We start from the raw sequence: 24,701 nt of genomic DNA, 5'->3' as shown, positions 1-24,701 counted from the left end.
CTCCAGTGTCACAGTCGCCGGTGGCGATCCGCGAACGGCGGGTGGCCGGGTCGGTGCGGAAACGCCACGGCGGGCCCGGAGGATTCCGGGCGGGTGCGGGCAACGGTTTCCGGGCGCTCCGGACTCAGGTGGGGTGAGGAGGTGCTCATGGGAGCCCACAAGGCCGCGCGGGACGACGAGTTCCGCGCGTTCACCGGCAGCGCGTGGACGCGGCTGCTGCGCACGGCGTACTTGCTGGCGGGGGACCGGCACGGCGCCGAGGACCTGGTCCAGCAGGCGCTGGAGCGCGCGTACGTGCACTGGAACAAGGTCCGCGCGGCGGACGACCCGAACGCGTACGTGCGCCGGATCCTGGTCAACGAGCACGCCCGGCGGTGGCGGCGGCGCAGACCGGCCGAGTACCTGGTCGAGGCCCCGCCCGACCGGCCCGCCCCGGCCGGGGCCGACCCGGACGACCGGGCCGTGCTGCTCGCCGCGCTCGCCGCCCTGCCGCCGCGCCAGCGCGAGGCGGTGGTGCTGCGGTACTGGGAGGACCTCAGCGAGTCCCAGACCGCGGCGGCGATGGACTGCTCGGTCGGGAACGTGAAGAGCCAGGCGGCCAGGGGGCTGGCCAAGCTCCGGGAGTCCTCCTCGCTGGACGGACTGACCACCATCGGAGGTAGCAGATGAGCACGGAGTCCATGCCCGGGAACGAGCACGCGCCGACGGCGGCGGAGGAGGCCGCCGCCTCGTGGGCGCTGGGTGACCTGGCCGGGAGCATCGAGGCCGACGCGGTGCCGTACGACCGGCTGGTCGCCGGCGGGAGGCGTCGGCTGCGGTGCCGTCGGCTGTTGGCCGGGGCGGCGGCCGCGGCGGCGGTCGTCGCGGTGGCCGGGGTCGCCTCGGCGTTCGGCGGCCACGGGCCGGGGACGGGCGGCGCCGCGGTGGCGGCGGCTCCTTCCACGGCTGCCGCTGCCTCCGCCTCCCCGGCTTCGTCGGGTACGCCGTCCGCCCCGGGCAGCCCGGCCGGGGCCGCGCGGGACCCGTTCACCCCGATCCGCGTCAAGATCGGCGAGGGCAGCGCGAACGGCCACACCTGGCAGGCCTGGGTCGCCGAGTGGCCCGGCCCGGCCACCGAGCAGGACGCCCTCCGGCAGATCGAGACGATGCGGAAGGAACGGACCGCCGCCGACCCGGACCCGCGCTCGCTGCTCCCGCAGGACGCGGCCGGCAACTGGGCCCCGCACAACGACCTGGCGAACCTCTACTACACCGTGGACGGCAAGCGGCAGCCGGACGACTCCGTCCACGTGGTCAACGAGCCGGGCGGACCGTACAAGGGAGGAGTCGCCGGCGTGAGCACGTCGCTGGGCCTCAAGGACGCGGCGGAGTCCGGCCTCCCGCCGGTGGTGGCCGGCGGCGTCGGGCCCGAGGTGGCGAAGGTCGTGATCACCTGGGCGACCGGCGGCTCCACCGAGGCGGTGCCGGTCGCGGCCGGGGACTCCACGCTGCGCTGGTTCGGCCTCATGGCGAAGCCGGGCTCCGGCGTCAAGACCTTCACCACCTACGCCGCGGACGGTTCGGTGCTGCGGACCACCGACCACTGGCTCCGCACCAACTGAGCCGCGGCAGCCCCTTCCCGCCCCGTTCCGCCCCGATCGTCGCCGCCGTGCGCCATCGTGGTGCCGGACGAGTCGATCGACGGACCGTCAGCGGTCCGGAAGGGCGGTGGACGATGAGCGGGTTGTCGAAGGAACGGCTGGAGCGCCTGCACCGGGTGCTGGCCGGGCACGTCGAACGCGGTGCCGTGCCCGGCCTGGTGGCGGCCGTCGCCCGGGACGGCGACGAGCACGTCGAGGTCCTCGGCAGCCACACGGCCGGGGGCGGCGCGCCGGTGCGGCGCGACACGATCTTCCGCATCGCGTCCATGAGCAAGCCCGTCACCGCCGTGGCCGCGCTCACCCTGGTCGAGGAGCGCGTCCTGCGCCTCGACGACCCGCTCGACGACCTGCTGCCCGAACTCGCCGGCCGGCGCGTGCTGCGCCGGCCGGACGGCCCGCTCGACGACACCGAGCCCGCCGCCCGCCCGATCAGCCTGCGCGACCTGCTCACCTTCCGGCTCGGCTACGGACTCACCACGCCGAGCGGCGCCCCGATCGCCGCCGCCATGGCCGAACGCGGCGTCAACGTCCTGCCGCCGCGCGCCGACTACCCAGCGCCGGACGAATTCCTGCGCCGGCTCGGCGAGTTGCCCCTGCTGCACCAGCCCGGGGCCGGCTGGCACTACCACACCGGCTCGGTTGTCCTCGGCATCCTGCTCGCCCGCGCCTGCGGCAAGCCCCTCGGCGACGTGCTGCGCGAGCGCGTCCTCGGCCCCCTCGGCATGCGGGACACCGGCTTCACCGTCCCGGCCGACCGGTTGCACCGGCTCCCCGTCGAGTACTGGCACGACCCCGCCCGCGGCCTCGTCGTCTACGACGACCCCGCCGACAGCGCCTGGTCCCGGCCCGCGGCCCTCGACGACGGCGGCGCCGACCTCGTCTCGACCGTCGACGACTACCTCGCCTTCGCCCGGATGCTCCTCGCCGGCGGCACCCACGGAGACGTCCGGATCCTCTCCCGCCCCACCGTCGAGCTGATGACCACCAACCAGCTCACCCCCGCCCAACTCACCGCCTCCGCACCGCTGCTGGGCCGCGACGAGCTCACCGGCTGGGGCTTCGGCGTCTCCGTCGCCACCACCCGCGACGGCCTGCCCACCCCCGGCCGCTACGGCTGGGACGGCGGCCTCGGCACCACCTGGTTCAACGACCCGAAGGAGCGGCTGACGGGCATCCTGCTCACCCAGCGCATGTTCGACGGCCCCACCCCGCCCGCGGTCGCACGGGACTTCGAGGTGCTCGCGTACCAGGCGGTGGCGTGACGGGGCCAGGGGGTCCTACGGGATGAGCGCGGCCTCGTCCGGGTCCGGCAGCCAGTCGCGGGCCGGGTCGTACTCCAGCCACCTGCTGCGCCGCGCCTCCTCGGCGAACGCCCGCAGCAGCGGCTGGAGCCGGGGGTGCTGGTCGGCGGCCGCGCCGTCACCCGGGCCGCCCTCGGCGCGCCAAAGCAGCGACCACGCGTACAGCGGCGTCGGCTCGACCAGCGGGACGGTCCGCACACCCAGACGGTCCGGGAGCGGGACGTCGGCGGGGACGAGGGAGAAGCAGTCCGGGGCGGCGCGGACCTGCTCGACGAAGTGCTCCAGCCCCAGGTTGGTCGAGCCGGCCCGCCGCTCGATGCCGAACCGGTCCGCGAACCTGGTCAGGAAGTCCAGCCGGTCCACCGCCGCCGGGTAGCGCAGCACGCTGCCGCGCAGGTCGGCCGGGCGCAGCACGTCCCGGCCGGCCAGCGGGTGGCCGGCCGACAGCAGCACGTCCACCGGCTCCAGCCGCACCAGCCGGTGCGTCAGCCCCGCGTCCCGGCCCTCCGGCAGCGGGTGCACCCGGCCGAAGCCCGCGTCCGACTCCCCGCGCAGCAGCGCCGCCGCGACCGACGGCAGGTCCCGGCCGGGCACCGGCTCCACCTCCAGCCCCGGCGCGCCGTCCAGCGCCTGCGCGACGGTGCGCATCGGCGCGAACAGGTGCCCCCAGACGTCGATCCGCAGCGGCCGGGCGGCGCACGTCACCGCCGCCACCGCCCGGTCCCCCTGGTCGAGCACCCGCCGGGCCGGCTCCAGGAACCGCCGGCCCTCCTCGGTGAGGCCCACGCCCCGGGCGTCCCGGTCCAGCAGCCGCACCCCGAGGGCGCCCTCCAGCCGGGCCACCCGCTTCGACAGCGCCTGCTGGCTGACCCCGAGCCGCCCCGCCGCCCGCCCGAAGTGCGCCTCCTCGGCGGCGGCCACGAACGCCCGCACCTGCGCGAGATCAAGATCCATGAGGCGTCAGCTTAGGGCGTGTCTCTCGGCTCAGGCCGGGTGCCGCCGTTCCCCGGACGACAACCGCCCGTTGTCGGCGGCGCCCGGCGGTTGTTGGACCGGCTCCGGGCCGCCGCGGTGTGCTGGGCCGGTCAACGGGACGCACGCCGAGAGGGGCGAACGGGATGAAGGCGCTGGTACCGACCGGCCGGGCGGACGCACCGGTCGGGTTCGCGGAGGTCGCGCAGCCGGAGCCGGGACCGGGGGAGGCCCTGGTCAAGGTCGAGGCGTTCTCGGTCAACCGGGGTGAGACCTTCAAGCTGGAGGCCCCCGAGCCGGGCTGGCGGCCGGGCAAGGACGTCGCGGGCCTGGTCGTCCAGGCCGCCGCCGACGGCTCCGGGCCGGGCGTGTGCCGCCGCGTGGTCGGCCACCCGCCCGCGGGCGGCTGGGCCGAGTACGTGCGCGTGCCCACGAGCTCGCTCGCCGAGCTCCCCGACTCCATCGACGCCGTCCGCGCCGCCGCCCTGCCGCTGGCCGGCCTCACCGCGCTGCGCCTGCTCCGCACGGCGGGCGCGCTGGCCGGCCGCCGGGTGCTGCTGACCGGTGCCTCCGGCGGCGTCGGGCACTACTTCACCGAGTTGGCCTCCGCCGCCGGGGCCGAACTGACCGTCGTCGCCGCCTCCCCCGAGCGCGGCCGGCGGCTCGCCGAGCTCGGCGCGGCCGAGGTGGTCCACGAGGTCGGCGCGGCGCGCGGCCCGTACGACCTGGTGCTGGAGTCCACCGGCGGCGACGCCCTGCCGCTCGCCCTCGCCCGGCTGGCCCGGCGCGGCACGCTGATCTGGTTCGGCCAGGCCTCCCGGCGGCCCGCCACGCTCGACTTCTTCGACTTCTTCACCGGCCCGGAGTCCGCGACCCTGCGGCACTTCCACTACGCCGACTCCGACGTGCCCGACGGCCGCGACCTCGCCACCCTGGTCCGCCTGGTCGCGGAGGGCCGCCTGACCCCCGAGCTCGGCCGGGTCGCGCCCTGGACCGAGACCGCCGCCACCCTCACCGACCTGCGCGACCGCCGCATCCGCGGCAAGGCCGTCCTGACCGTCAACTGATCCGCGCCGAAAGGGAACCGACGATGTCCGACGACTCCTTCTTCTCCTTCCTCGACGACCCCGGCTTCCTCGCCGCCTTCGTCGAGGTCAGCCGCCCCCGCGCCCACGGCGCCGGCCTCGACCCGTACGACTACGACCGGGTGACCGCCCCGCTGGCCTCCGCGCACGACTGGCCCGCCGCGTGCGCCGCCGCCGGGCAGCGCCACGCGGAGGCCGCCGGGCGCGCCGCCGCCGAGGGCCGGGGCGTCACCGCCGGCGAGGCGTACCGGACGGCCGCCCGCTGGCACCACGTCGCCGGGTGGCTCCCGCACCCCGACCGCGAGGCCGCCGCCCGGACCGCCGCCGACGCGGACGAGGCCATGCGGCGGGCGCTGGCCCACCTCGACCCGGCGGCGGAACGGGTCGAGGGCGACGGCTTCGCGGGCTGGCTGCGCCGCCCGTCCGGCGGCCCGGCGGCACCCCGGCCGGTCGTGCTGGTCGTGCCGGGGATGGACTCCGGCAAGGAGGAGTTCCACGCCGTCGTCGAGGCCCTGCTGGCCCGCGGCTCGGCCGTCCTCGCGATCGACGGCCCCGGCCAGGGCGTCCTCGCCGCCGGCAGCGCCCCCGAACCGGACTACCACCGCGTCGTCGGCCGCGCGATCGACGCCCTCGCCGGCCGCGACGGCCTGGACCCCGACCGGATCGCGGTCGTCGGCCTGAGCCTCGGCGGCTACTACGCGGCCACGGCCGCCGCCCACGAGCCGCGCGTACGGGCCGCCGCACTGGTCAGCGGCCCGTACCGGCTGGCGTGGGACGAGCTCCCCCCGTTCGTCCGCGCGACCCTCGTCCAGCGCTGCGGCGGCCCCGAGGCCGCCCGCGCGTTCGCCGCCCGGCTGGACGTGACGGGCCTGGTGCCCGCGCTGACCGTGCCGGTCCTCGTCGTCGAGGGCGGCGAGGACGTGATCCCGGGCGTCACCAACGCGACCCCCCTCGCCGCCGAGGCCCCCGCCGCCGAGCTCCTCCTCGTCCCGCACGGCAACCACCTGCTGGGCACCGCCCTCCCCGACTGGCTCCCCACCACGGCCGACTGGCTCACGGGCCGCCTGTAGGGCGGGGATTCCCCGAAGGCGACGTCAGCCGCCGACCACGAGTCGCCACGGGTCGAGCACGGCCGCCCTGGCCAGGTGGGTCAGGAGGTCCGTGCTCCCGGTCGCAACGACCGCCATGCCCTGGTCCCCCGGTTCGGCGCCGGTGGGGCGGGAGAGCGTGTACACCTTCGTCGACAGCGAGCCGGGGATCCCCGTGACCGGGAGGAAGGGCTCCGCCGGGACGGTCTCCGTGCCCATGGAGGTTCCGGTGACCGCGGTGCCGACGGGCTGTCGCCCGAGGATCCCCAGGTGCGTGAGGGAGACCTCGCCACCCGGCTGGGGGGCGCGGACTCCCGGTGCGTCCGGGAGCAGCAGACGGACGCCGTCGCCGGTGACGGTGTAGGCGCCGTACTCGGTCTCGGTGTACGGGCGGGCGTGTGCGAGGCCGGCGAGGACCGCCGCGCCCGCGCCCAGGGCGAGCAGACCGCGCAAGGGGGTGCGGGCGCCGCTCGCACGGTAGGCGTGGAACAGCCGGACCGCGACGTGGAGGGCCAGCGCGGCGAGGAGGCACAGCCAGGACAGCGCCCCCATCGGCCCGAAGCCGATCAGGGCCGCCCGCCCGGCGATGAGCAGGTTGCCGAGCAGCAACCAGGGGAAGAGCAGGCAGACGGCCCCGTACACGGCCCAGCCGTCGGCCAGGGTGCGGGCGGGCCGGGGTCCGCCGAAGGCCACCCAGCCGGCGAGGGCACGGACGTCGGCCATGCTCTTCTCCCGCAGGTTCGGGATGTCCACCCACGCCATGAGGGCGATGTAGCCGTCGAGTTTGATGAACGGCAGCAGGTTGAACAGCCCCGCGAACGTGGTCATCGTCGCGCACACGCCGAGCAGGTCGCAGGCGGCGCCGGCGGTGACGGCCGAGCCCAGCGCGAGCACGCCCGCGCAGCCGAGCTGGCAGGTGACCCCGGCCAGCGCGACCATGACCCGCTGGCGGCGGTCGCGCAGCCGCCACACGTCGGTGACGTCGCAGAACATCGCCGGCGTCAGGTACAGCAGCATGACGCCGATCCGGCGGGCGTGCCCGCCGTACCGGGCGAGGCAGGCGCCGTGGGCGAGTTCGTGCAGGCCGTTGACCGCGATCACGACGCCCATGGCGATCGCCCAGTACTGCCAGGGCTGGGGCCGCCAGGCGGCCTCGGAGATCCGGACGGCGCCGGAGAGGACCACCGCCAGCCCGGCGAACACGGCGGCACCGCACAGCGCGGTGCTCACCCGGTTGGCCATCAGCCGGGGCAGCGGGCGGCCCGGAGCGAGGAAGCCCGGGCGCCGGAACACCGTGAACTGCAGGGCGGCCGGGCGGCGGTACTGGAAGCGGCCGTTGCCCGGGCCCTCGGGGGCGGTGCCGGTCAGCAGCCCGAGGTCGGTGAAGCGGCGCAGCGCGGTGTCGAGGACCTCCGCCGGGACGGACGGGGCCAGGTCGGCCCGGAGCCGGTCCAGGTCACGGCTGCCGTCGAGGCCCTGGAGGAGGGTGGCGGCGCCGGCGCCGAGGCGGGTGAACCGGCCCGAGTCGTGGTCGGCGGCCGTCCAGGCCCGCTCGCCGTTCTCCGGTGCGATGAGCTCGATCCCGGGCCGCACCTGCGGCCTGGCGGGGACGTCTGGGACGGGTGCGGCAGTGGCGGTCCCCATGTCAGTTCGGCTCCGCCGTGCGCTCCCGGAGCACCGCACCGAGGAGGGCCGCCGCGATGTAGCCGAGGAGCAGGGCCAGCGCGGCCCAGCCGGGCAGCGGCGCGGTCAGCTCGGGGTCGTGCAGCAGGGACAGCTGGGTGCCGCCGGGCAGGAAGCGCCCGAAGTCGGGGAGCGCGACGATCACGACGGCCTCGATGCCGCTGGTGTACGCGACGACGGCGAGCACGGTGGCGACCTGGTTGCGGATCAGGTAGCCGAGGGCCACCCCCCAGGGGCCGGCGAGGGTGCTGACCAGCACGATCGTCAGCAGCAGCCGCCACACCTCCCAGGTGTTGACGGGGGCGTGGCCGAAGCCGGCCGCGATGGCGGTGCTCACGAGCGCGGACAGCGCGCCGACCGGGAGGCCGACGGCCACCGAGGCCGCCGCCTTGGCGGCGAGCACCCGCGTCCGGTCCGGAGTGACCAGGTAGGTGCGGGTCCAGGTGCGGTGCCGGTACTCCCCGGTGACCAGGAGCGAGCCGGTGATGGTGGCGAACAGCAGCCCTGCGAAACCCTGGCGGATGACGGCCAGTGCCGCCTCCTCGGCCGGCATGGCCGCCTCGGTGGCGTGCCGGGCCGAGCCGATGGCGGCCAGGGCGATCAGGGCGAGGCCGGTGCCGACGGTGTAGAGCAGGCCGCGGCCGGCGCGCAGCTTGCGCAGCTCGGTGCGCAGGACGGTGGTGAACCGGGCGGGGTGGGTGGGTCCGGCGTTCACGCGGCGGCCCCCTCGGTGTCGCGGGTGCCGTCCAGGAGGTGGTGGAACGCGTCGTCCAGGCTGGTGTGGGCGTCGTCGAGCAGGCCGTCCAGCGGGCCCGCGTACCGGACCGTCCGGTCGAGCACGACCACGTGGTCCGCGGTGCGCTGGACCTCGTCCAGGCTGTGGCTGGAGACGAGCACGGCGCCGCCCCCTTCGGCGAAGGAGCGCAGGAAGCCGCGCAGCCAGCGGATCCCGTCCGGGTCCAGGCCGTTGGCGGGCTCGTCCAGGACCAGGATCCGGGGCGAGCCCACCAGGGCGCAGCCGAGCGAGAGCCGCTGGCGCATGCCGAGGGACAGCACGTCGATCCGGCGGTACTCGGCTTCCTCCAGGTCGATCGTCCGCAGGACCTCGTCGACGGCCCCGGGCGGGGCGCCGACGGCTTCGGCGACCAGGCTCAGCTGGGCCCGCACGGTGAGCGCGGGATGTCCGGGGACGTCGGTGACCGCCGCGCCCACGACCCTTGCGGGGCAAGGGAGTTCGCGGTACGGGACCCCGTCGATCAGCGCGCTGCCGGAGGTGGGGGCGGTCAGCCCGAGCAGCATCCGGAGCGTGGTGGACTTGCCGCACCCGTTGCGCCCGAGGAGGGCGGTGACGCTGCCGGCGGTGACCTCGAAGGAGACCCGGTCCACGGCGCGGAATCCGCCGTATTCCTTGGTCAGATCTGTGCAGACGATCAGAGGCTTCAAAATGTGGCTCCAGATGGAGCCCGGGCGGTCAGTTCCTGCGGGCCATGACGGCCAACGCGGCCACGCACTCGACGCCGACGAGCACCCAGAGGCCGGTCTGAAGCGGGCCGTCGGTGTGCCGGGCGAGAAGGCTGGTGAGGAGTATGGCCAGGCTGACGATGCCCAGGCTTACGTAAAAGCTTCGCATGGTCGGTCGGAGGTGCGCCGCCATGGTTGGAACCGGAGCACCCCCAGCTCCTTTCGGACATGAGGTGGCGGTGCATCGGTCTCGCAGCGCCTGCTGTGGCGGCGGGCGCGGGGTCGCCCCCATCGCCCGCCCCCACAGCCTACGGTGGATCAGGTGATGCTCAGGCCAATGACGAAGGCCGCGCCACCGAGGGCGGTGATCTGCGTGACGTCATGGGCGGTGTCCAGCCAGCCCGGGGCGGCGAGGGTGTCGAGCTCCTCGACCGCGAAGTCCGCGGCCTCCGGCTGGGCGGTGATGTCCTGGTTCACTGGTTCTCCTTGACTGGTCGACCGGTCGACCGGTCGATCGGTGGGATTTCTCGGGTGTCGACCGCGGTCAGGTCAGGGCGATGACGCCGGCCGCCTCGAGGATGGCGGCGCCGCCGCCGACGATGGTGATGCCGGTCCCGAGGCCGTCCATGAAGCCGGGGGCGTCCAGCTCCTCCAGGGGCTCGACCGCGAAGTCGGGGCGGGTGGCCGGATCCTGGTCCTGGTTCTGCTGCATGTGATTCTCCAATTGGCAGTCGTTTATCGGGCGTGGTCTATCGGGCGTGGTCCATCAGATGTGGTCCATCGGGTGTCGCTCGTCAGGTCGCGAGGATTCCCGCGCTGATGCCGGCGCCGACCGCGAAGCCGGCCCAGGTCTCCTTGTCCCAGCCGAGGAAACCCGGCGCGTCGAGCATTTCCAGCTCTTCGACGTCGAATTCCGGCAGGTTCTCAAACTCGACAGCGGGCATTCCGTGCCTCCAGTCCGGTTGCGGTGTTGCTCCCAATCCTGGCCCCCGGCGCGGCCGGTGGGAACACCTTGCGGTTTTTGCTTCGGGGATCGCTACGTGTCCGACGGCTCTTCGCTGCGGAGGCGCGGACAAATACCTGTGGTCGACTCCAGGGTCGTTCAACGGTGTTCCCGATGGGCTTTCCGGCCGTACGTTCGTCCTGATCGGGCGCACCGGGAAAAGGCGGCGCCGGCGGCAATCGGAGAGGGAGAACAGCGGTGGAGGAAAAGCTCCGCGAGGGCGTGGACCGGCTCTGTGAATGGTTCGCCGGCGACACGGCGCCGGACCGGCGGAATCCGGGCGGCGTGCTGGTCGAGCCGGGCGGCGACGTGGACCCGGTGCTCGCCGCCGGCCTGGTCGCTCCCGGGGCCTGGCTGTTCGCGGAGGACGCCGACGGCGGTGGCACCGGGGTGCCCGGGATCTCCGTCGGGGGCGGCCTGGCGCACCCGGGTGACGAGCTGTCGGTGGCCGACGAGGTCTACGTGCAGACCTTCGACTACTGCTCGCTGCCGTACCTGTCGATCGCGGGCCCGACGGTCGTGCGGATCACCGGCGAGGCGGACCACGCGGCGTTCCTCGCCGACGCGGACCGGGCGGCGCACGGCGGCGTCTGGGCCGCCGCGCTCGGCCACTCCTCCGTCCACCCGGCCGACATCGGCGCCCTGGCGGCGCCCGCCCGCCGGCCGGGTACCGGGCGGCTGTACGTCACGACGGACGGAACGGTCCGCACCGGGATCGGCGGCAGCGACCTGGCCCGGGTGGAGGACGGCGCGGAGGCGGTGGCCATGGCCCTGGCCGCGCACGGCGGCGATCCCACGCTCGACGGCGTGCTGGAGCGGTCCGTCCTGCTGGCCGGCGCGGCCTCCCGGCCCTGGCTCGGCCGCTACCTCCGGGCGCTCGACGTCCGCCGGCGGCTGGCCGGCCGGTTCGGCGGCGAGCCGACGGTGTCCGGGTTCGGCGTGCGCCTCACCCCCGGGCTGCCGACGGCGCCGGTCGAGGCCGTGGACGCGCCGCTGATCACCGAACACGACGGCACCTGCTACGCCGGGCCGGCCGACGGCTCCCGGCTGTTCCGGCTCGGACGGGACTCCGCCCGGCTGCTGGAGGTCTTCGCGGTGCTGGACGAGGCGGAGCAGGCCGCGGCCGAAGCCGCCCGGCTGTTCCAGGTGACCCCGTCCCGGGCGGCGGAACTGCACGCCGACCTGACCGCCCGCCTCGGCGGCAGCGGCTCGCTGGCCCGTGCGGAGGGCGACCGATGAGCACCGGCACCATCGAACCGGCGGCGCTGCCCGGCCTGGCCGGCCGGATCGCCGCCGCCCTCGGCACCTCGCTCACCGTCACCGACATGTACGGACCCCTGGGCGGGCCGGTGTACCACCGGCTCACCGTCCACGACACCAGCGAGATCCCCGATCTGCTTACCCGGCTGCGCGGCGTGTCCGGCCCGGTCCTCGAACTCGCCTGCGGCTCCGGCCGGCTGACCATCCCGATGCTCGCCGCAGGGCACCGGGTCACCGCGCTGGACCTGTCCGCCTCCCTGCTCGCCGAGCTGACCCGGCGCCTCGCCGACCCCGCCGCCCGGCACCTGGCGCAGCGGCTGGAGACCGTCGAGGCCGACATGTTCGAGCTGGACCTGGGCCGGACCTTCCGGACCGCGGTCCTCGGCACCACCACCATCGGACTGGTGCCGCCCGAGGTACGACCGGCGTTCCTGCGCCGCGTCCACGACCACCTGGAGCCCGGGGGCGAGTTCGTCCTCAGCCTCCACCCCCCGGCGGCCGCGGCCACCGAGACCGTGCACCCCATGACCACCGCCGACGCCGTGGACTTCCTCGTCGAGTACCAGGAACCGCACCTGCAGCGCCGCCGGGTGGCCGTCCTGCACCTCGGGCGCGAGGGCCGGCCCCTGCTGCTGACCTCCACCGTCCACACGCCCGACCTGGACACGCTCCGGCAGGAGCTGTCCGACGCCGGGTTCCCGGCCGTCGAAGTCCACCCCGTGCGCCGGATGGCCGAGGGCTCGCCCCTGTTCGTGCTGACCGCCAGGAGGCCCGCGTGACCACCGTGAACACCTATCCGCTCTGGGAGTTCCTGCTCCCGCCCAGCGAGTTCGGCCGGGTCGACCGCCGGGCCACCGGCGCCCGCGGCACCCGGCTGCGCTTCGCCGACGGCACCGAGGTGCTGGACGCCACCAGCGGCCTGTGGAACGTCAACCTCGGCTACGGCAACGACGCGATCGGCGACGCGATCGCCGCCACCGGCCGGGACGCCTCCTACCTCAGCCTGTTCCGCTACTCGCACGACTACGCGGTCAGGGCCGCCGAGGACCTGGTGGCCGCCGCCGGAACGGCCTACCGGCGCGCCGTGTTCTCCACCTCCGGCGGGGCGGCGAACGACCTCGCGATGAAGCTTGCCCGCCAGTACGCGGTGCTCCGGGGCCAGCCGGAGCGCAAGCTCGTCGTCGGCCTGCGCGGCAGCTACCACGGGCTGACGTACGGGGCCCACTCCCTCACCGGGGAGGCGCTCGACCAGCAGCTGTACGGCGTCGACCTGCGCAACGTCCGGCACGTCGACCCGGCGGACCCGGAGGAACTCGAGCGGTTCATGGCCCGCCACGGCTCCCGCGTCGCCTCGCTGGTGTGCGAGCCGGTCCTCGGGTCCGGGGCGCACCCGCTGTCCGACGCCTTCGTCGAGGCCATGATCAGGCTGCGGCGCGAGCACGGGTTCCTGCTGGTCGCGGACGAGGTGGCGACCGGCTTCGGCCGGACCGGCCCGCTGTTCGCCAGCTCGCGCTGGGCCGAGGCACCGGACCTGCTCCTCACCTCCAAGGGCCTGACCAACGGCAGCTGCGCCGCCTCGGCCGTGCTCGTCTCGCACGCCGTCGCCGAGGGGTTCGAGCGGCGGGACGCGATCCTGGTCCACGCCGAGACCCAGGCCGGCAGCCCCGCCAGCTGCGCCGCGGTCTCGGCCACGCTCCGGCAGTTCGACGAGCTCGACGCCCTGGCCGCCGGCGCACGGACCGCCGCCGCCCTGGACGCGCTCCTCGCCGAACTGACCGACCGGCTGCCGCTGGTGGCCAGGACCACCGGCGTCGGCTGCTTCCGCGCCCTGCACCTGCGCGACGCCGACGGCGACCCGCTGGACGGCCGGGCCGTCCAGGGCGCGATCGCGGCGATCCGCTCGCACGGCGCCCTGGTCTACCCCGGCCCCGGCGCCGTCCAGCTCATCCCGGTCCTCACCAGCACGGAGCAGGACCACGCCGACCTGGCCGAGGCGGTGGCCGAGGGCCTCGCCGAGACCTCCCGACGGGTGGGGCACCGGTGACCGGCTGGACCGACCGCCCCGGGCCGCCGGCGGTCTGGCGCCAGCGCACGCAGATCCACTTCGGCGAGGGCGCGCTGGCCGAGGTGTGGCGGCGGGTCCGCTCCCACCGGACGGTCCTCGTCGTGGACGCCGACCAGCCCGGTCTCGCCGAATCGCTCCCCCACGACGGGGAGGTGATCCGCGTCGACCCCCTGGCCGGCGACCTGGACAGCGCCGTCGTCCTCGCCGGGCAACTGCGCGAGTTCGAGCGCGTGGTCGTGGTCGGCGGCGGCGCAGTGCTGGACCAGGCCGCACTGGCCCGGCTGTTCACCGCCGCCCCCGGCACGCCGACGCGGATCCGCCTCGGCGGCTCCCGTCCCGGGCTGGTGCACGGCGGCCCGGCCGAACCGCTCGCCGGACCGTACCCGGAGCTCGTCGCGGTCCCGACCACCGTCGGCACCGCCGCCGAGGTGAGCTGCGCCGCCACGGTGCTGGTCGAGGGCCGCCGCAAGCTCGTCATGCATCCGCTGCTGTCCGCCGACACGGCGGTGCTGGACCCGGTCGCGACCGCCTCCCTCCCGGGCCCCCTCCTGCGGGAGGGGACGCTGGAGGCGATGATGCGCATGGCCAACGCCTACCTGACGATTCCCGGAAGGCGCTGCCCGGCGGCGGCCGAGACCGAGGCCCGCGACCTGCTGCGGGAACTCGCGGCAGCCGGGAGCACCGGACGGCCGGCGGCCGAGGTCGCCGTGCTGAGCGCGCGGACCGTCCTCGGACTGAGCATGGTCGGCCGCGACCCCTTCGCCGCGAAGACCTGGTTCCTGGCCAACGAGCTGTCCGCGAGCGCGGGCGTGCGCAAGATGGCCGCCACCGCCGCCGTCCTGCCCGTGGTGTGGCGCCGGATCATGGCCGGCGACGCCAGGCTCGGCGACCGGGAACGGCTCCGGCAGGCCTGGGACGCCGTCAGGGCCGGAGCGCCCGGGCTGGCGGACGACCCCGTCCACGGCATCAGGACGCTGGCGGCCGACTGGGGCGTCGACGCGTTCGCCGGCCCCGCGCCCGCGCCCGCCGACCTGGCCAGGGCGGCCGCCCGCGCCTGGGGCGGCGGCCTGCCCATGCTGGCCGGCTTCACCGTCCACGAGCTCACCGAACTGTACGCCGAGGTCCTCGAGGCAGCCCCGTGATCGACTTCATCGCCACGCTCGACCCGCACAACGGCCTGGCCGCGGCCGGCGCGCTCCGCCCGCCCCGCTTGCCGGACGAGCCGCTCTGGCAGGGCCTGGTGGAACTGCACCCGGCGCGCACCGGGGCCGCCTCCCGCGAAGGGAGCACGCTCGCCCGCGAGGTGGTCGGCGCGTACGGCGCTTCGCGCGGCGACACCCTGGTGCGTGCCGCGGGCGAGGCGGTGGAGCGCTTCGCCCTGTACCCGGCGGGCGACCCGGTGACGGTCGCCTCGGCGGCCGAACTGGCGGGCTCCGCCCTGGACTTCACCCGGGAGGGCGCCGAGCTGGCGGACCCGGCCGCGGCCCGCCGGGAACTGCGCTGGTACCCGGGCCGGTCGCTCGTCGACGGCGGCGGGGTGCACGTCCCGGCGGGCCTGGTCGACTACCCGGCCCACCCGGACGACGCGGCGGGCTTCGACCCGTCCCCGTCGGGAGCCGCCTCCGGAGCGACCCCCGAGCAGGCCCTGCTGTCGGCCCTGCTGGAGGTGATCGAGCGGGACGCGCTCATCACCGCCTGGCAGTGCCGGCTGCCGCTGCCCGTGGCCGACCCGGAGGCCGTCCTGCGGCAGAGCCCGGCGACCCCCGGCCGGCAGCGGCTCCGGCTCGCCCACCGGGCGGCGTCGGCCGCCGGACTGCGACCGGTGCTGGCCTGGATCCCCACCGGCCTGCCCGGCGTCCACTGCGCCACCGCCGTGATCGTCGACACGGACGGCCCCGGGCGGCTCGCGGCCGTCGGCGCCTGCGCGTCCGGGGACGCCTGCACCGCTCTGGGCAAGGCCCTGCAGGAAGCCATGCAGATCCGTTCCGCGCTCCGCCTGGTCAACCGCAACGACCCCGCGGACGCGCCGACCGCGCAGCCGCGCACCGAGCTCGAACGCGCGCAGTACTTCGCCTCCGAGCACGGCGCGGCGGCGGTGGCGTCCTGGGCCGCCGGGTTCGTCCCGGAGGAGGCGCGGCTCCTCGCCGACGCCGGAGCGGGTGCCGCACCGGACGGGCTCACCGTCGACGGGCTGGTGCGGGCACTCGCGGAGCAGGGCGTGCGGCCGGTGGCGGTCGACCTCACCCACCGGCTGCCCGAGGCGCTCGTCCGCATGGGCTGGCACGCGGTCAAGATCGTGCCCGAGGGCCTGCAACCCCTGCGGCTGGACGAGTCCTGCGCCTTCAACTGGCACCGCGGCCGGCTCGCGTCCGCAGGCGCCAGGACCGGCCTCACACCCCTCGCACCCGAGGGCCGCCGGGAGCCGCATCCGCTGATCTAGCGCCTTGGCCGGCCCGGGGAGCCCCGGGCCGGCCAGCGCCTAGGCCGCCTCCCCGAACAGCGCGGCGCGCAGGCCGACCCGTCCGTCGATGCACAACTTCCGGTACGCGTGCGTCAGATGGAACTCCACCGTGCGCCGGGTGATGTAGAGCCGGGCCGCGATGTCCTCGTTGCTCAGCCCCTCGGCGGCCAGTCGGGCGATCCGCTGCTGACTCGGGGTCAGCGACTCCGGCCCGACCTGCGGGAGCCGCCGCGGGCGGGCGCCGGTGGCCAGCAGCTCGTTGTGCACGCGGCCCGCCAGCGCGGTGGCCCCGGCGGCCTGGGTGAGCGCGAGGGCCTGGCGCAACCGGGCCCGTCCGGCGTCCGTGTGCCCGGTGGCGGCGAGCAGGGTGCCGAGCGCCGTCACCGATCGGGCGAGCTCCAGCGGATCGGACGCGTTCTCCAGCAGCGCCACCGAGTCCTCCAGGCCCGTCCGGGCCAGCGCCCTGGGACCGACCAGCGCGGCCACCCGCAGGGCCCGGGCCAGCACCACCGGGGCACCCCAGGCCTGCGCCTGCTCCACCTCCTGGGCGGCGAACTCCTGGGCCGCCTCCGGGCGGTTCAGCCGGTGCTCGATGACCGCCGCCCGGGAGCGCCAGGCGATCCGGCCCGGATTGTCCCCCCAGAGCTCCTCCATGAGCCGTCCGCACTCCATGAGGTCCCGCAGCGCCGCCGCGGCCTGGCCCTGGGCCATGCGCACGCGCGCGCGGGCCTCCAGGAAGTACGGCCACGTCCAGCCGGCGTGGCCGGCGGCCCCGGTGACGCGTTCGACGAGCTCCGCCGCGGCCTCGACCCGGTCGGTCTCCAGCAGGACCTGCACGGCGGCCGCGACGACGTGCGGCAGGTACGGGTGCGGCTCGTCCGACAGGGCCAGGGCGTGCTCGGCCTCGTCCAGGGCCGCGGCCAGCTCACCGGTCCGGTGGCGCAGCCGTGCCCGGACCGCGGCCGTCACCGCCCGCGCGGCCGGCGGCCAGTGCGCGAGGTCGGCCGCCCGGATCTCCGAGGCCCCGCGACGGGCGGTCTCGATCCGGTCGGCGTCGAGCAGGGCGGTCACGGCCAGCACGGCGGTCTGGGCCTGGTCCTGCGCCGGGTGGAACCCGCGCAGGGCGTTCCCGGCGAGTTCTCCGGCACGGTCGGCGCCGTCCAGGGCGATCACGGACCGCATCGCGAGCGCCGCCAGCAGCCCGCGCTCGTCCGGCGTCCGGCCGGTGGGCTCCGCCCGCGGCCCGCGGGTGGTCAGGGAACCCCAGCAGGCGGGCCGTCCCCCGTCGGGAATGACGGCGCGCAGGCTCAGGATCGGCAGCAGCAGCCGGTTCGTGTCGGAGAGTTCCGCCGCCGTGCGGTCGAGCAGGTCGATCGCCGGGCGGGGCAGCCCCGACTGGACCAGGGCGCGGGCGAGCAACGGCACGAACTCCGCCCGCTGCTCGGGATCGGTGCTCAGGGTCTCGGCCTCGCCGAGGTGCCGCACGCAGTCGTTCAGGTCGCTGTGGGCCTCGGCGGTGCCCAGCTCCACCAGGAGCCGGTGCCGGACCTCCGTCGAGGCGGTCTCGGTGAGCGCGTGCCGGAGGAAGCGGACGGCCGCGGCCGTGTCGCCCCGCTCGCCCGCGGACCGTGCGGCCCGGCGCAGCACCTCCACCCGCCACGGCTCGCCGGTGCTCGCGCCGGCCACCACGTGGGCCGCGATCCGTTCCGCGGCCGCCCGGGCCCGGAACAGCGCCCGCGCGGTGTCGGCGTGCGCGATGGCCCGGTCGGTGGCCGCGAGCAGGCCGGCGAGCGACTCCGAGACCTGCGGGTGGCAGAACCGCCCGGCCGGACCGGCGGCGAGCAGCCCGCTGCCCTCCAGGGCGGTCACCGCATGGTCGAGCAGCGGCTGTTCCAGCCCGGTGACGGTCCGCAGGACGTCGGTCCCGGTGTCGACGCCCAGTTCGGCCAGCAGACCGGCCACCCGCAGCACCACGGGCGGCTCCCGGCGGAGCAGGGCCCGCAACGCGGTCGGCAGCACCCGCTCACCGACCGCGCCGGGGCGAACGAGCCCGGTGGTCTCCGGCAGCCCGCCCGTCCTGCCCAGCTCGCGGACCAGGGCGGCGACCAGGGCGGGGTTGCCCCCGGTCATCGCGTGGAACTCCGGGCCGAACGCCTCGGCGGCCCCGGGACCGACGCCCTCGGCGACGACCCGGGCCGCGCCCTCCACGGTCAGCAGCCCGGGCTGGACCACCCGGCACGCCGGGTGCTGCATCAGCTCGTGGACCAGCTCACCGCCGGCGTTCGGCAGCGAGCCCCGGGAAACGACGGCGAGCTGCACCGGGACGTCGTCCAGTCGGCGCGCCAGGAACGCCAGCCACTGGGACGAGTACTCGTCGGCCCAGCAGACGTCGTCCACCGCCAGGACCACCGGCCGCTCCTCGGCCAGTTGCAGGACGGGCGCGCACAGCGACGCCAGCCGGTCGAAGTCGGCGGCCGCCGAACCGGGCTCGGGCATCCGGTAGGGCATCCCCTCCAGCACCGCCTCCGCCTTCTGCGCGGCGGCCGGGCGCCGCGCGGCCGGAGCGCCGAGCACGGGAGCGAGGAGCTGGCGGACGGCGCCGAAGTGGAAGTCGCGCTCGACGATGCTGCAGCGGGCCCTCAACACCGTCATCTCCTGGTCCCGCGCCTCCCGGCCCAGGGCGTCGAGGAGAGCGGTCTTCCCCAGCCCCGAGGGGCCGTCGACCACGGTGACGGCCGCGCGCCCGGACCGGACCTCGGAGAGCGCGTCGAGCAGTTCCCGGAACTCATTGTCCCGGTCGGCGAGAAAGGTCCTTGATTGCGCCAATGCATTCCCCCGAAATTGCATTCATGGCTGCGCCGCCGCGGCGCGATGCGATGGGGATCGCGACCTCGGCGTAGCCGTTCCACGGTGTTCCTGGGAGATCCCCGCACCGATGTCGGCCGCGCTGTGAATTCAGTGGAACCGTAGCCCGTTCCACTGACAACCGCGCGCATCCCCCCAGATGAGCGGAACTATACCGCACCAGGTCACAGGGGTGACCGGGCGTCAGGGCGGCTGCACATGACATTCAAATCCGCCGGGTCTGCATATTTATGCGACGCTCTGGAAAATTCGAAATCAGGGCCGCATTATTCACCGGATGCGGACGTATAAACGGCCTTTGAAAACGGTGCTGCGCGCACGGTCCGGAGGCCGCATATCCCGGCGTCGGACGAAGGGCGGGCCGTTGGTGGTCGATGTGGCCGGCCGTCGGCGCTCGAAGGGCCGGCCAGGCGTCCCACCGGTGTGCTCCGGGGGTTGGGGGCCCTGGCGGGTCCTCTGGCGCCGCCTGGTGCCCCCGGGCGTCCTCCGGCTCGAAGGGCCCGCTCGGCCCGCTCCGGGGGCCGTGGTGGCGGGTGTGGCGGGTGCGGTGGATGGGGTGCGGCGGAAGGCGGAGATCATGATCCGCGTCACACGGCCCGCCTGCTGATGGCACGCGCAAACGGCGAAGGCCCCGGAGAGTGATCTCTCCGGGGCCTTCCTGGCGGTGGCCAGGGCCGGGGTCGAACCGGCGACCTTCCGCTTTTCAGGCGGACGCTCGTACCAACTGAGCTACCTGGCCGTACTGCACCGTCTCTTGCGAGACGAGCGATCCCGACGGGACTTGAACCCGCGACCTCCACCTTGACAGGGTGGCGAGCTAACCAACTGCTCCACGGGACCTTAGGTGGCTGGTGGGCCACCAGGTCTTGCGGCACTGCACTTTACTACGGGTACTGCGGTACTGCGTGCCCCCAACGGGATTCGAACCCGTGCTACCGCCTTGAAAGGGCGGCGTCCTGGGCCACTAGACGATGAGGGCTTGCGGCCTGTCCCGCTGTGTTCCAGCGTTCGGGGACGTCGAGAAGCATATGGGATGTCGGGCGGATCGCCAAAACGGGTTCCGGCCGGGTGGAGCGGCGGCCGGTCGGGCCGGGTGCCGGCGGCCCTCCGGGAGGGGTCAGGACCAGCCGAGGTCGTGGAGCTCGTGGTCGTCGAAGCCGAAGTGGTGGGCGACCTCGTGGATCACGGTGATGCGGACCTCCTCGACGACCTCCTCGCGGGTCTCGCAGTGCCGGAGGGTGGGACCGCGGTAGATGATGATCCGGTCCGGGAGGACCCCGGCGTACCACTCGCCGCGCTCGGTGAGCGGGGTGCCCTCGTAGAGGCCGAGGAGCTCGGGGTCGGCGGGGTCCGGCTCGTCCTCGACGAACACCGCGACGTTGTCCATCATGGCCGCGAGCTGCGGGGGAATCAGGTCGAGCGCGTCGCCGACCAGCGTCTCGAACTCTTCCCGGGTCATCTCCACCGGATCATTGTCGGTTCTGGGACGGGGGCGTGCCAGGTGGTGGGAGCCGGTGTTTCATGGCCCTATGACGACCTCGGACGGGACGGTGGACGACGTGGCACGGACGGTGCCGCCGGTCGCGGCGGTGGCGCGGCCGCGCCCGCCGGTGCTGCGCGGGCAGGGGCCGGCCGTCGCGGTGATCGCGCTGGGCGGGGCGGTCGGCGCGGTGGCCAGGTACGCGGCCGGGCTGGCGTGGACGGACGGGCCGAGCGCGTTCCCGTGGACGACGCTGCTGATCAACGTGGTCGGCTGCGCGGTGATCGGGGTCTTCCTGGTGGCGATCACCGAGGGCCGCCCGGCGCACCCGCTGCTGCGGCCGTTCTTCGGGACGGGCGTGCTGGGCGGGTTCACCACGTTCTCGACGTACGCGGTGGACATCCGGCGCCTGATCGAGGCGGACCGGCTCGGCCCCGGCCTGGCGTACCTCGGGCTGACGCTCGCGGGGGCGCTCCTCGCGGTCTGGACGGCGGCCGTGGTGACGCGGCGTCTGATCCACCGCGGCGCTCGGGAAGGCGGTGGGGCATGAGTGACGTGAGCGAGCGGAGCGAGCGAACAGACCAAGAGGTGCGCGTTTCGCGAAGCGACCGCCGAGCGCAGCGAGGCGGGCGCATGAGCGGCCCGGCGCTGCGGCTGACGGTGCTGGTCGGGGAGAACGACCGCTGGCACCACCGGCCGCTGTACAGCGAGATCGTGCACCGGGCGCGCGCCGCCGGGCTGGCCGGGGCGAGCGTCTTCCGGGGGATCGAGGGGTTCGGGGCGTCGTCGCTGGTGCACACGACGCGGCTGCTGTCGCTGAGCGAGGACCTGCCGGTGGCGGTGGTGATCGTGGACGAGGAGCAGCGGGTGCGGGGCTTCCTGCCGCAACTGGACGAGTTGGTCGCTGAGGGGCTGGTGGTGCTCGACCCGTGCGAGGTCGTGCGGTACGTCGGGCGGACGGGTTCGGCGGGCGCGGCCGGTGCGGCCGGTGCGGCCGGTGCGGCCGGAGCGCCCGGGGCCGGGGAGGACGGGAAGTGAACTGGCTGTTGGTGGTGGCGGGGGCCGTGGTCGGGGCGCCGATGCGGTACCTGACGGACCGGGCGGTGCAGTCCCGGCACGACTCGGTGTTCCCGTGGGGGACGTTCGTGGTGAACGCCGTCGGCTGCGCGGTGCTGGGCCTGGTGACCGGTGCGGTCGCGGCGGGGGCCGCGTCCCCGCACGTCCAGTTGCTGGTCGGGACGGGGTTCTGCGGGGCGCTGACGACGTATTCGACGTTCTCGTACGAGACGCTGCGGCTGGTGGAGACCGGGGCCGGGCGGTACGCGGTGGCGAACGTGGCCGGCAGTCTGGTGGCCGGCCTGGCGGCGGTCTACGCGGGGGCGGAGCTGGCCTCGGCGCTCTGGGGGTGACGCTCTGGGGGTGACTTGATGGGGTGGTGCTCTGGGCTGACGCTCTCGGGAGTGACGGGCCGCCGTTCTGCGCTCCCCCGCAGGGGTGAATTCCAACCGACACGCGTTTGAACCAACGGCGTTGGGCCGGGTGGTTGGCGGCCAGCGGCTTCCTCGTGCGCCGCCCGTGTCCCGCCGGGCCCGGCGCGCGTTGGGCACCGGGAGCGGCCGCGCGCATGGGGCGGCCAGGGTGGGGCGGTAGAGAGGGAGCTCGGTGGCTTCGGTGCGGGCGGTTCGGACGGCGGTGCGTACGGTTTCGGCGCGGGCGCAGGCGGCGGAGCAGGCGCGGGGCGCGCACCTGCGGACCGGTGTGGTGCGGGCGGCGGCGTTGCTGGCGGTGGCCGGGCTGGGGTTGACGGGGTGCATGTCGGTCGGCCCGGCGGCGGAGGAGAAGCCCGGCGGCGTCGCGCCGGTGGGCCAGGCCGGTCCGGCGGCCAAGCCGGGGGCGACGGGCGGCCCCTCGGCCCCGGCGGGCGGCGGGCACCTCGGGGGTGCGTCCGGGCGCTCGGAGCGGCAGGGGGGCTCGCAGACGGAGAACGCGCCTGCCGGGGGCACGTCACAGGCTCCGGGCGAGCCGGCGCCCGGCGCGAACGCGGCCACGGCGGGCGTGATCCCGGTACCGGGCGCCCCCGCGGCGGAGGGATCGCCGGGCGCGAACGGCGCGGCCGGGGGCGTGAGCGCCAGCCCCGCACCCAAGCCGGGCGGCGGCTCGTCGGCGGGCGGCGGAACGGCGGGCACGGGCGGCTCGGCGGGCTCCGGCGCCGGTGGCACCGGCGAGGGCCGGTCCGGCGGCGGCACTTCGGGCGCCCCTTCGGCCACGCCCAGCGCTCACCCGTCCACGACCCCCGAGCCCGAGCACTCCTCGCCCGCCGCGACCGTCCCGCCGGCCCCGGAACCGTCCTCCGGCAGCTCCGGTTCCTCGGCCCCGAGCCCCCGCCCGGCCCCGCATTAGGGGGATGGCCAGGGCATTTGCCTCCGATCCCGAGGATCCTCTATGGTGGTAGATCGTTCGTTTGATTCATTTGTCTGGCGCCCTACTCCCATCTGGCGCCCTTGGCGCGTACCGGCGATCCGTGGCTGACCGCATAGAGGCGGTTGTGAAACAGAACCCCGGACTTTGGCGCGTGCCACTTCCGGAAGGTTTTGCATGTCTCTCGTTGACGACGCCCGCTTCGCCATGCCCGCGAGCGAGTCCGCCGCCGATGTCACCACCACCCCCGAGTCCGACGCCGTCGAGGCCGTCGAGACCACCGAGACCGAGGTCGTCGAGGTCGTCGAGACCGACGCCGTCGAGTCCGCCGAGCCCACCATCACCTTCGGCGACCTGGGCCTGCACGACGACGTCGTGCGCGCCCTCGCCAAGCGCGGCGTGACCACCCCGTTCCCGATCCAGGCCGCGACCATCCCGGACGCCCTGGCCGGCAAGGACGTGCTCGGCCGCGGCCGCACCGGCTCCGGCAAGACCCTCAGCTTCGGTCTGCCGCTGCTCACCCGCCTCGCCGACGGCGAGCGCACCAAGCCCAAGCACCCGCGCGGCCTGATCCTCGTCCCGACCCGTGAGCTGGCCATGCAGGTGGCCGACGCGCTGGAGCCGTTCGGCTCGGTGCTCGGGCTCAAGCTCAAGGTCGTCTGCGGCGGCACCTCGATGTCGAACCAGATCTACGCGCTGGAGCGCGGCGTCGACATCCTGGTCGCCACCCCCGGCCGTCTGCGCGACCTGCTGAACCGCGGCAGCGCCAAGCTGGCCGACGTCCGCACCGTCGTGCTCGACGAGGCCGACCAGATGGCCGACATGGGCTTCCTGCCCGAGGTCACCGAGATCCTCGACCAGGTGCCGGCCGGCGGCCAGCGCCTGCTGTTCTCCGCCACCCTGGAGAACGAGATCGACACCCTGGTCAAGCGCTACCTGAAGAACCCGGTCACCCACGAGGTCGACCCGTCGGCCGGCGCCGTCACCACCATGACCCACCACATCCTCGTGGTGAAGCCCAAGGACAAGGCGCCGATCACCAACGCGATCGCCGCCCGCAAGGGCCGCACGATCATCTTCGTCCGCACCCAGATGGGCGCCGACCGCGTCGCCGAGCAGCTCATCGAGGCCGGCGTGAAGGCCGACGCGCTGCACGGCGGCATGACCCAGGGCGCCCGCACCCGCGTCCTCGGCGACTTCAAGGACGGCTACGTCAACGTCGTCGTCGCCACCGACGTCGCCGCCCGCGGCATCCACGTCGACGGCATCGACCTGGTCCTCAACGTGGACCCGGCCGGCGACCACAAGGACTACCTGCACCGCTCCGGCCGCACCGCGCGGGCCGGCCGCTCCGGCGCCGTCGTCACCCTGGTGCTGCCGCACCAGCGCCGCGGCGTCTTCCGCCTCATGGAGGACGCGGGCGTCGACGCCAGCCGCCACATCCTGGACCACGCGTTCGACGCCGAGGTCGCCAAGATCACCGGCGCCCGCTCGCTGACCGAGGTGCAGGCCGAGAGCGCCGCGAACATCGCCGGTGCCGCCGAGCGCGAGCTCGCCGACATGACCCGCCAGCTGGAGCGCGCGCAGCGCCGCGCCACCGAGCTGCGCGAGGAGGCCGACCGCCTCGCCGCCCGTGCGGCGCGCGAGCGGGCCGAGCTGGGCATCGAGGACGAGGCCCCGGCCGCGGAGGACGACACCGTCGCCGAGGGTGCCCCGGCCGCCGACGCCGCGGTCGCCGTGCCGGCGCAGTCCGGCCCGGCCGCCGAGGAGCGGACCCCGGCCTACCGCGAGGCCCGCAGCGAGCGTCCGGCCTTCGGCCGCGACCGTGACCGCGACGACCGTCGTTCGGGCGGTTTCGACCGTGACCGCGGTGGCTTCGGCGGCCGTGACCGTGACGACCGCGGCGCCCGCTCCGGTGG

Annotated in this window: 25 protein-coding genes and 3 tRNA genes; 15 read left to right on the top strand and 13 right to left on the bottom strand. The window is 75.3% G+C overall.

What is annotated here, in order from left to right:
* Window positions 1-147: 147 nt before the first annotated feature.
* The 3 genes from ACFVSN_RS14810 to ACFVSN_RS14800 all read left to right on the top strand — a co-directional run bounded on the left by ACFVSN_RS14810 (window position 148) and on the right by ACFVSN_RS14800 (window position 2,902).
* Window positions 148-669: a SigE family RNA polymerase sigma factor gene (locus ACFVSN_RS14810; RefSeq protein WP_380440673.1), complete on the top strand. Its 522-nt coding sequence runs from the start codon at window positions 148-150 to the stop codon at window positions 667-669.
* Window positions 666-1,601 (top strand): hypothetical protein, encoded by a 936-nt coding sequence (locus tag ACFVSN_RS14805; protein WP_387955343.1) that lies wholly within the window; start codon window positions 666-668, stop codon window positions 1,599-1,601. The genes ACFVSN_RS14810 and ACFVSN_RS14805 overlap by 4 nt, the downstream gene beginning before the upstream one ends.
* A gap of 113 nt (window positions 1,602-1,714) precedes the next feature.
* On the top strand, window positions 1,715-2,902 hold the full coding sequence (locus ACFVSN_RS14800; RefSeq protein ID WP_387955341.1) for a serine hydrolase domain-containing protein: 1,188 nt from the start codon (window positions 1,715-1,717) through the stop codon (window positions 2,900-2,902).
* Window positions 2,903-2,917: 15 nt separating this feature from the next.
* Here the strand turns inward: ACFVSN_RS14800 and ACFVSN_RS14795 are convergent, their stop codons facing one another.
* Window positions 2,918-3,895 carry a LysR family transcriptional regulator gene (locus ACFVSN_RS14795; RefSeq protein WP_387955339.1) on the bottom strand — a complete coding sequence of 326 codons (978 nt, stop codon included), beginning with the start codon at window positions 3,893-3,895 and terminating at the stop codon, window positions 2,918-2,920.
* Between the two features lie 164 nt (window positions 3,896-4,059).
* Here ACFVSN_RS14795 and ACFVSN_RS14790 point away from each other — a divergent pair, with 164 nt between their 5' ends.
* Both ACFVSN_RS14790 and ACFVSN_RS14785 read left to right on the top strand, forming a co-directional pair.
* Window positions 4,060-4,980, top strand: a complete 921-nt coding sequence (locus ACFVSN_RS14790) for a zinc-binding dehydrogenase (RefSeq protein ID WP_380440666.1) — start codon at window positions 4,060-4,062, stop codon at window positions 4,978-4,980.
* A gap of 23 nt (window positions 4,981-5,003) precedes the next feature.
* Entirely contained in the window at window positions 5,004-6,068 is a 1,065-nt protein-coding gene (locus ACFVSN_RS14785) for an alpha/beta hydrolase family protein (RefSeq protein ID WP_387955337.1), read from the top strand.
* A 24-nt stretch (window positions 6,069-6,092) separates the two neighbouring features.
* Here ACFVSN_RS14785 and mpaP read toward each other — a convergent pair whose 3' ends face one another.
* From mpaP to ACFVSN_RS14750, 7 genes are all read right to left on the bottom strand, one after another.
* Window positions 6,093-7,730 carry a daptide biosynthesis intramembrane metalloprotease gene (gene mpaP, locus ACFVSN_RS14780; RefSeq protein WP_387955336.1) on the bottom strand — a complete coding sequence of 546 codons (1,638 nt, stop codon included), beginning with the start codon at window positions 7,728-7,730 and terminating at the stop codon, window positions 6,093-6,095.
* Window position 7,731: 1 nt separating this feature from the next.
* The gene (locus ACFVSN_RS14775; protein ID WP_387955334.1) at window positions 7,732-8,484 is read right to left on the bottom strand and encodes an ABC transporter permease; all 753 of its coding nucleotides are present in this window, start codon (window positions 8,482-8,484) and stop codon (window positions 7,732-7,734) included.
* Complete coding sequence (locus tag ACFVSN_RS14770) at window positions 8,481-9,212, bottom strand: ABC transporter ATP-binding protein (protein ID WP_387955333.1); 732 nt, start codon at window positions 9,210-9,212, stop codon at window positions 8,481-8,483. The genes ACFVSN_RS14775 and ACFVSN_RS14770 overlap by 4 nt, the downstream gene beginning before the upstream one ends.
* A 28-nt stretch (window positions 9,213-9,240) precedes the next feature.
* Complete coding sequence (locus ACFVSN_RS14765; protein ID WP_380440656.1) at window positions 9,241-9,399, bottom strand: hypothetical protein; 159 nt, start codon at window positions 9,397-9,399, stop codon at window positions 9,241-9,243.
* Between the two features lie 149 nt (window positions 9,400-9,548).
* Complete coding sequence (locus ACFVSN_RS14760) at window positions 9,549-9,707, bottom strand: hypothetical protein (RefSeq protein WP_380440654.1); 159 nt, start codon at window positions 9,705-9,707, stop codon at window positions 9,549-9,551.
* 67 nt (window positions 9,708-9,774) lie between these two features.
* Window positions 9,775-9,942, bottom strand: a complete 168-nt coding sequence (locus tag ACFVSN_RS14755; protein WP_380440652.1) for a hypothetical protein — start codon at window positions 9,940-9,942, stop codon at window positions 9,775-9,777.
* An 82-nt stretch (window positions 9,943-10,024) separates the two neighbouring features.
* Window positions 10,025-10,174: a hypothetical protein gene (locus ACFVSN_RS14750; RefSeq protein WP_380440650.1), complete on the bottom strand. Its 150-nt coding sequence runs from the start codon at window positions 10,172-10,174 to the stop codon at window positions 10,025-10,027.
* Window positions 10,175-10,431: 257 nt separating this feature from the next.
* On the opposite strand from ACFVSN_RS14750, the gene mpaB reads away from it, so the two are divergent.
* From mpaB to ACFVSN_RS14725, 5 genes are read left to right on the top strand one after another with little or no spacing between them, the layout of a single operon-like run.
* Entirely contained in the window at window positions 10,432-11,472 is a 1,041-nt protein-coding gene (gene mpaB / locus ACFVSN_RS14745) for a daptide biosynthesis RiPP recognition protein (protein ID WP_387955332.1), read from the top strand.
* Complete coding sequence (gene mpaM, locus ACFVSN_RS14740; RefSeq protein ID WP_387955331.1) at window positions 11,469-12,272, top strand: daptide-type RiPP biosynthesis methyltransferase; 804 nt, start codon at window positions 11,469-11,471, stop codon at window positions 12,270-12,272. The genes mpaB and mpaM overlap by 4 nt, the downstream gene beginning before the upstream one ends.
* Window positions 12,269-13,537, top strand: coding sequence for a daptide-type RiPP biosynthesis aminotransferase (gene mpaD, locus ACFVSN_RS14735; protein WP_380440644.1), 1,269 nt, complete (start codon window positions 12,269-12,271; stop codon window positions 13,535-13,537). Before mpaM ends, mpaD begins: the two co-directional genes overlap by 4 nt.
* Complete coding sequence (locus ACFVSN_RS14730; protein WP_387589764.1) at window positions 13,534-14,700, top strand: iron-containing alcohol dehydrogenase; 1,167 nt, start codon at window positions 13,534-13,536, stop codon at window positions 14,698-14,700. The genes mpaD and ACFVSN_RS14730 overlap by 4 nt, the downstream gene beginning before the upstream one ends.
* Window positions 14,697-15,998 carry a YcaO-like family protein gene (locus ACFVSN_RS14725; RefSeq protein WP_380440640.1) on the top strand — a complete coding sequence of 434 codons (1,302 nt, stop codon included), beginning with the start codon at window positions 14,697-14,699 and terminating at the stop codon, window positions 15,996-15,998. The genes ACFVSN_RS14730 and ACFVSN_RS14725 overlap by 4 nt, the downstream gene beginning before the upstream one ends.
* Before the next feature lie 39 nt (window positions 15,999-16,037).
* On the opposite strand, the gene ACFVSN_RS14720 is transcribed toward ACFVSN_RS14725, so the two are convergent.
* The 5 genes from ACFVSN_RS14720 to ACFVSN_RS14700 form a co-directional block, all read right to left on the bottom strand.
* Complete coding sequence (locus tag ACFVSN_RS14720) at window positions 16,038-18,845, bottom strand: helix-turn-helix transcriptional regulator (protein WP_387589767.1); 2,808 nt, start codon at window positions 18,843-18,845, stop codon at window positions 16,038-16,040.
* Window positions 18,846-19,549: 704 nt separating this feature from the next.
* Window positions 19,550-19,623 (bottom strand) — tRNA-Phe (locus tag ACFVSN_RS14715).
* Between the two features lie 27 nt (window positions 19,624-19,650).
* Window positions 19,651-19,724: transfer RNA gene (locus ACFVSN_RS14710), tRNA-Asp, on the bottom strand.
* Window positions 19,725-19,790: 66 nt separating this feature from the next.
* A tRNA-Glu gene (locus tag ACFVSN_RS14705) sits at window positions 19,791-19,863 on the bottom strand.
* A 138-nt stretch (window positions 19,864-20,001) separates the two neighbouring features.
* Window positions 20,002-20,343: a metallopeptidase family protein gene (locus tag ACFVSN_RS14700; protein WP_380440755.1), complete on the bottom strand. Its 342-nt coding sequence runs from the start codon at window positions 20,341-20,343 to the stop codon at window positions 20,002-20,004.
* A gap of 70 nt (window positions 20,344-20,413) precedes the next feature.
* On the opposite strand from ACFVSN_RS14700, the gene crcB (ACFVSN_RS14695) reads away from it, so the two are divergent.
* The 5 genes from crcB (ACFVSN_RS14695) to ACFVSN_RS14675 all read left to right on the top strand — a co-directional run.
* Window positions 20,414-20,914: a fluoride efflux transporter CrcB gene (crcB, locus tag ACFVSN_RS14695; protein ID WP_380504227.1), complete on the top strand. Its 501-nt coding sequence runs from the start codon at window positions 20,414-20,416 to the stop codon at window positions 20,912-20,914.
* 83 nt (window positions 20,915-20,997) lie between these two features.
* Window positions 20,998-21,402, top strand: a complete 405-nt coding sequence (locus tag ACFVSN_RS14690) for a DUF190 domain-containing protein (RefSeq protein WP_387589769.1) — start codon at window positions 20,998-21,000, stop codon at window positions 21,400-21,402.
* A complete protein-coding gene (gene crcB / locus ACFVSN_RS14685) occupies window positions 21,399-21,773 on the top strand; it encodes a fluoride efflux transporter CrcB (protein WP_387589772.1) in 375 nt (124 codons plus the stop codon). The genes ACFVSN_RS14690 and crcB (ACFVSN_RS14685) overlap by 4 nt, the downstream gene beginning before the upstream one ends.
* 283 nt (window positions 21,774-22,056) lie before the next feature.
* On the top strand, window positions 22,057-22,764 hold the full coding sequence (locus ACFVSN_RS14680; protein WP_380440630.1) for a hypothetical protein: 708 nt from the start codon (window positions 22,057-22,059) through the stop codon (window positions 22,762-22,764).
* A 195-nt stretch (window positions 22,765-22,959) separates the two neighbouring features.
* The coding region (locus tag ACFVSN_RS14675; RefSeq protein ID WP_387955330.1) for a DEAD/DEAH box helicase at window positions 22,960-24,701 on the top strand (1,742 nt) is incomplete at its 3' end.

Origin of the sequence: Kitasatospora sp. NPDC057904, from assembly GCF_042887925.1 — a bacterium.
In the GTDB taxonomy this organism is placed as follows: Bacteria; Actinomycetota; Actinomycetes; order Streptomycetales; family Streptomycetaceae; genus Kitasatospora.
This window is presented reverse-complemented; position numbering and strand designations above follow the sequence as displayed.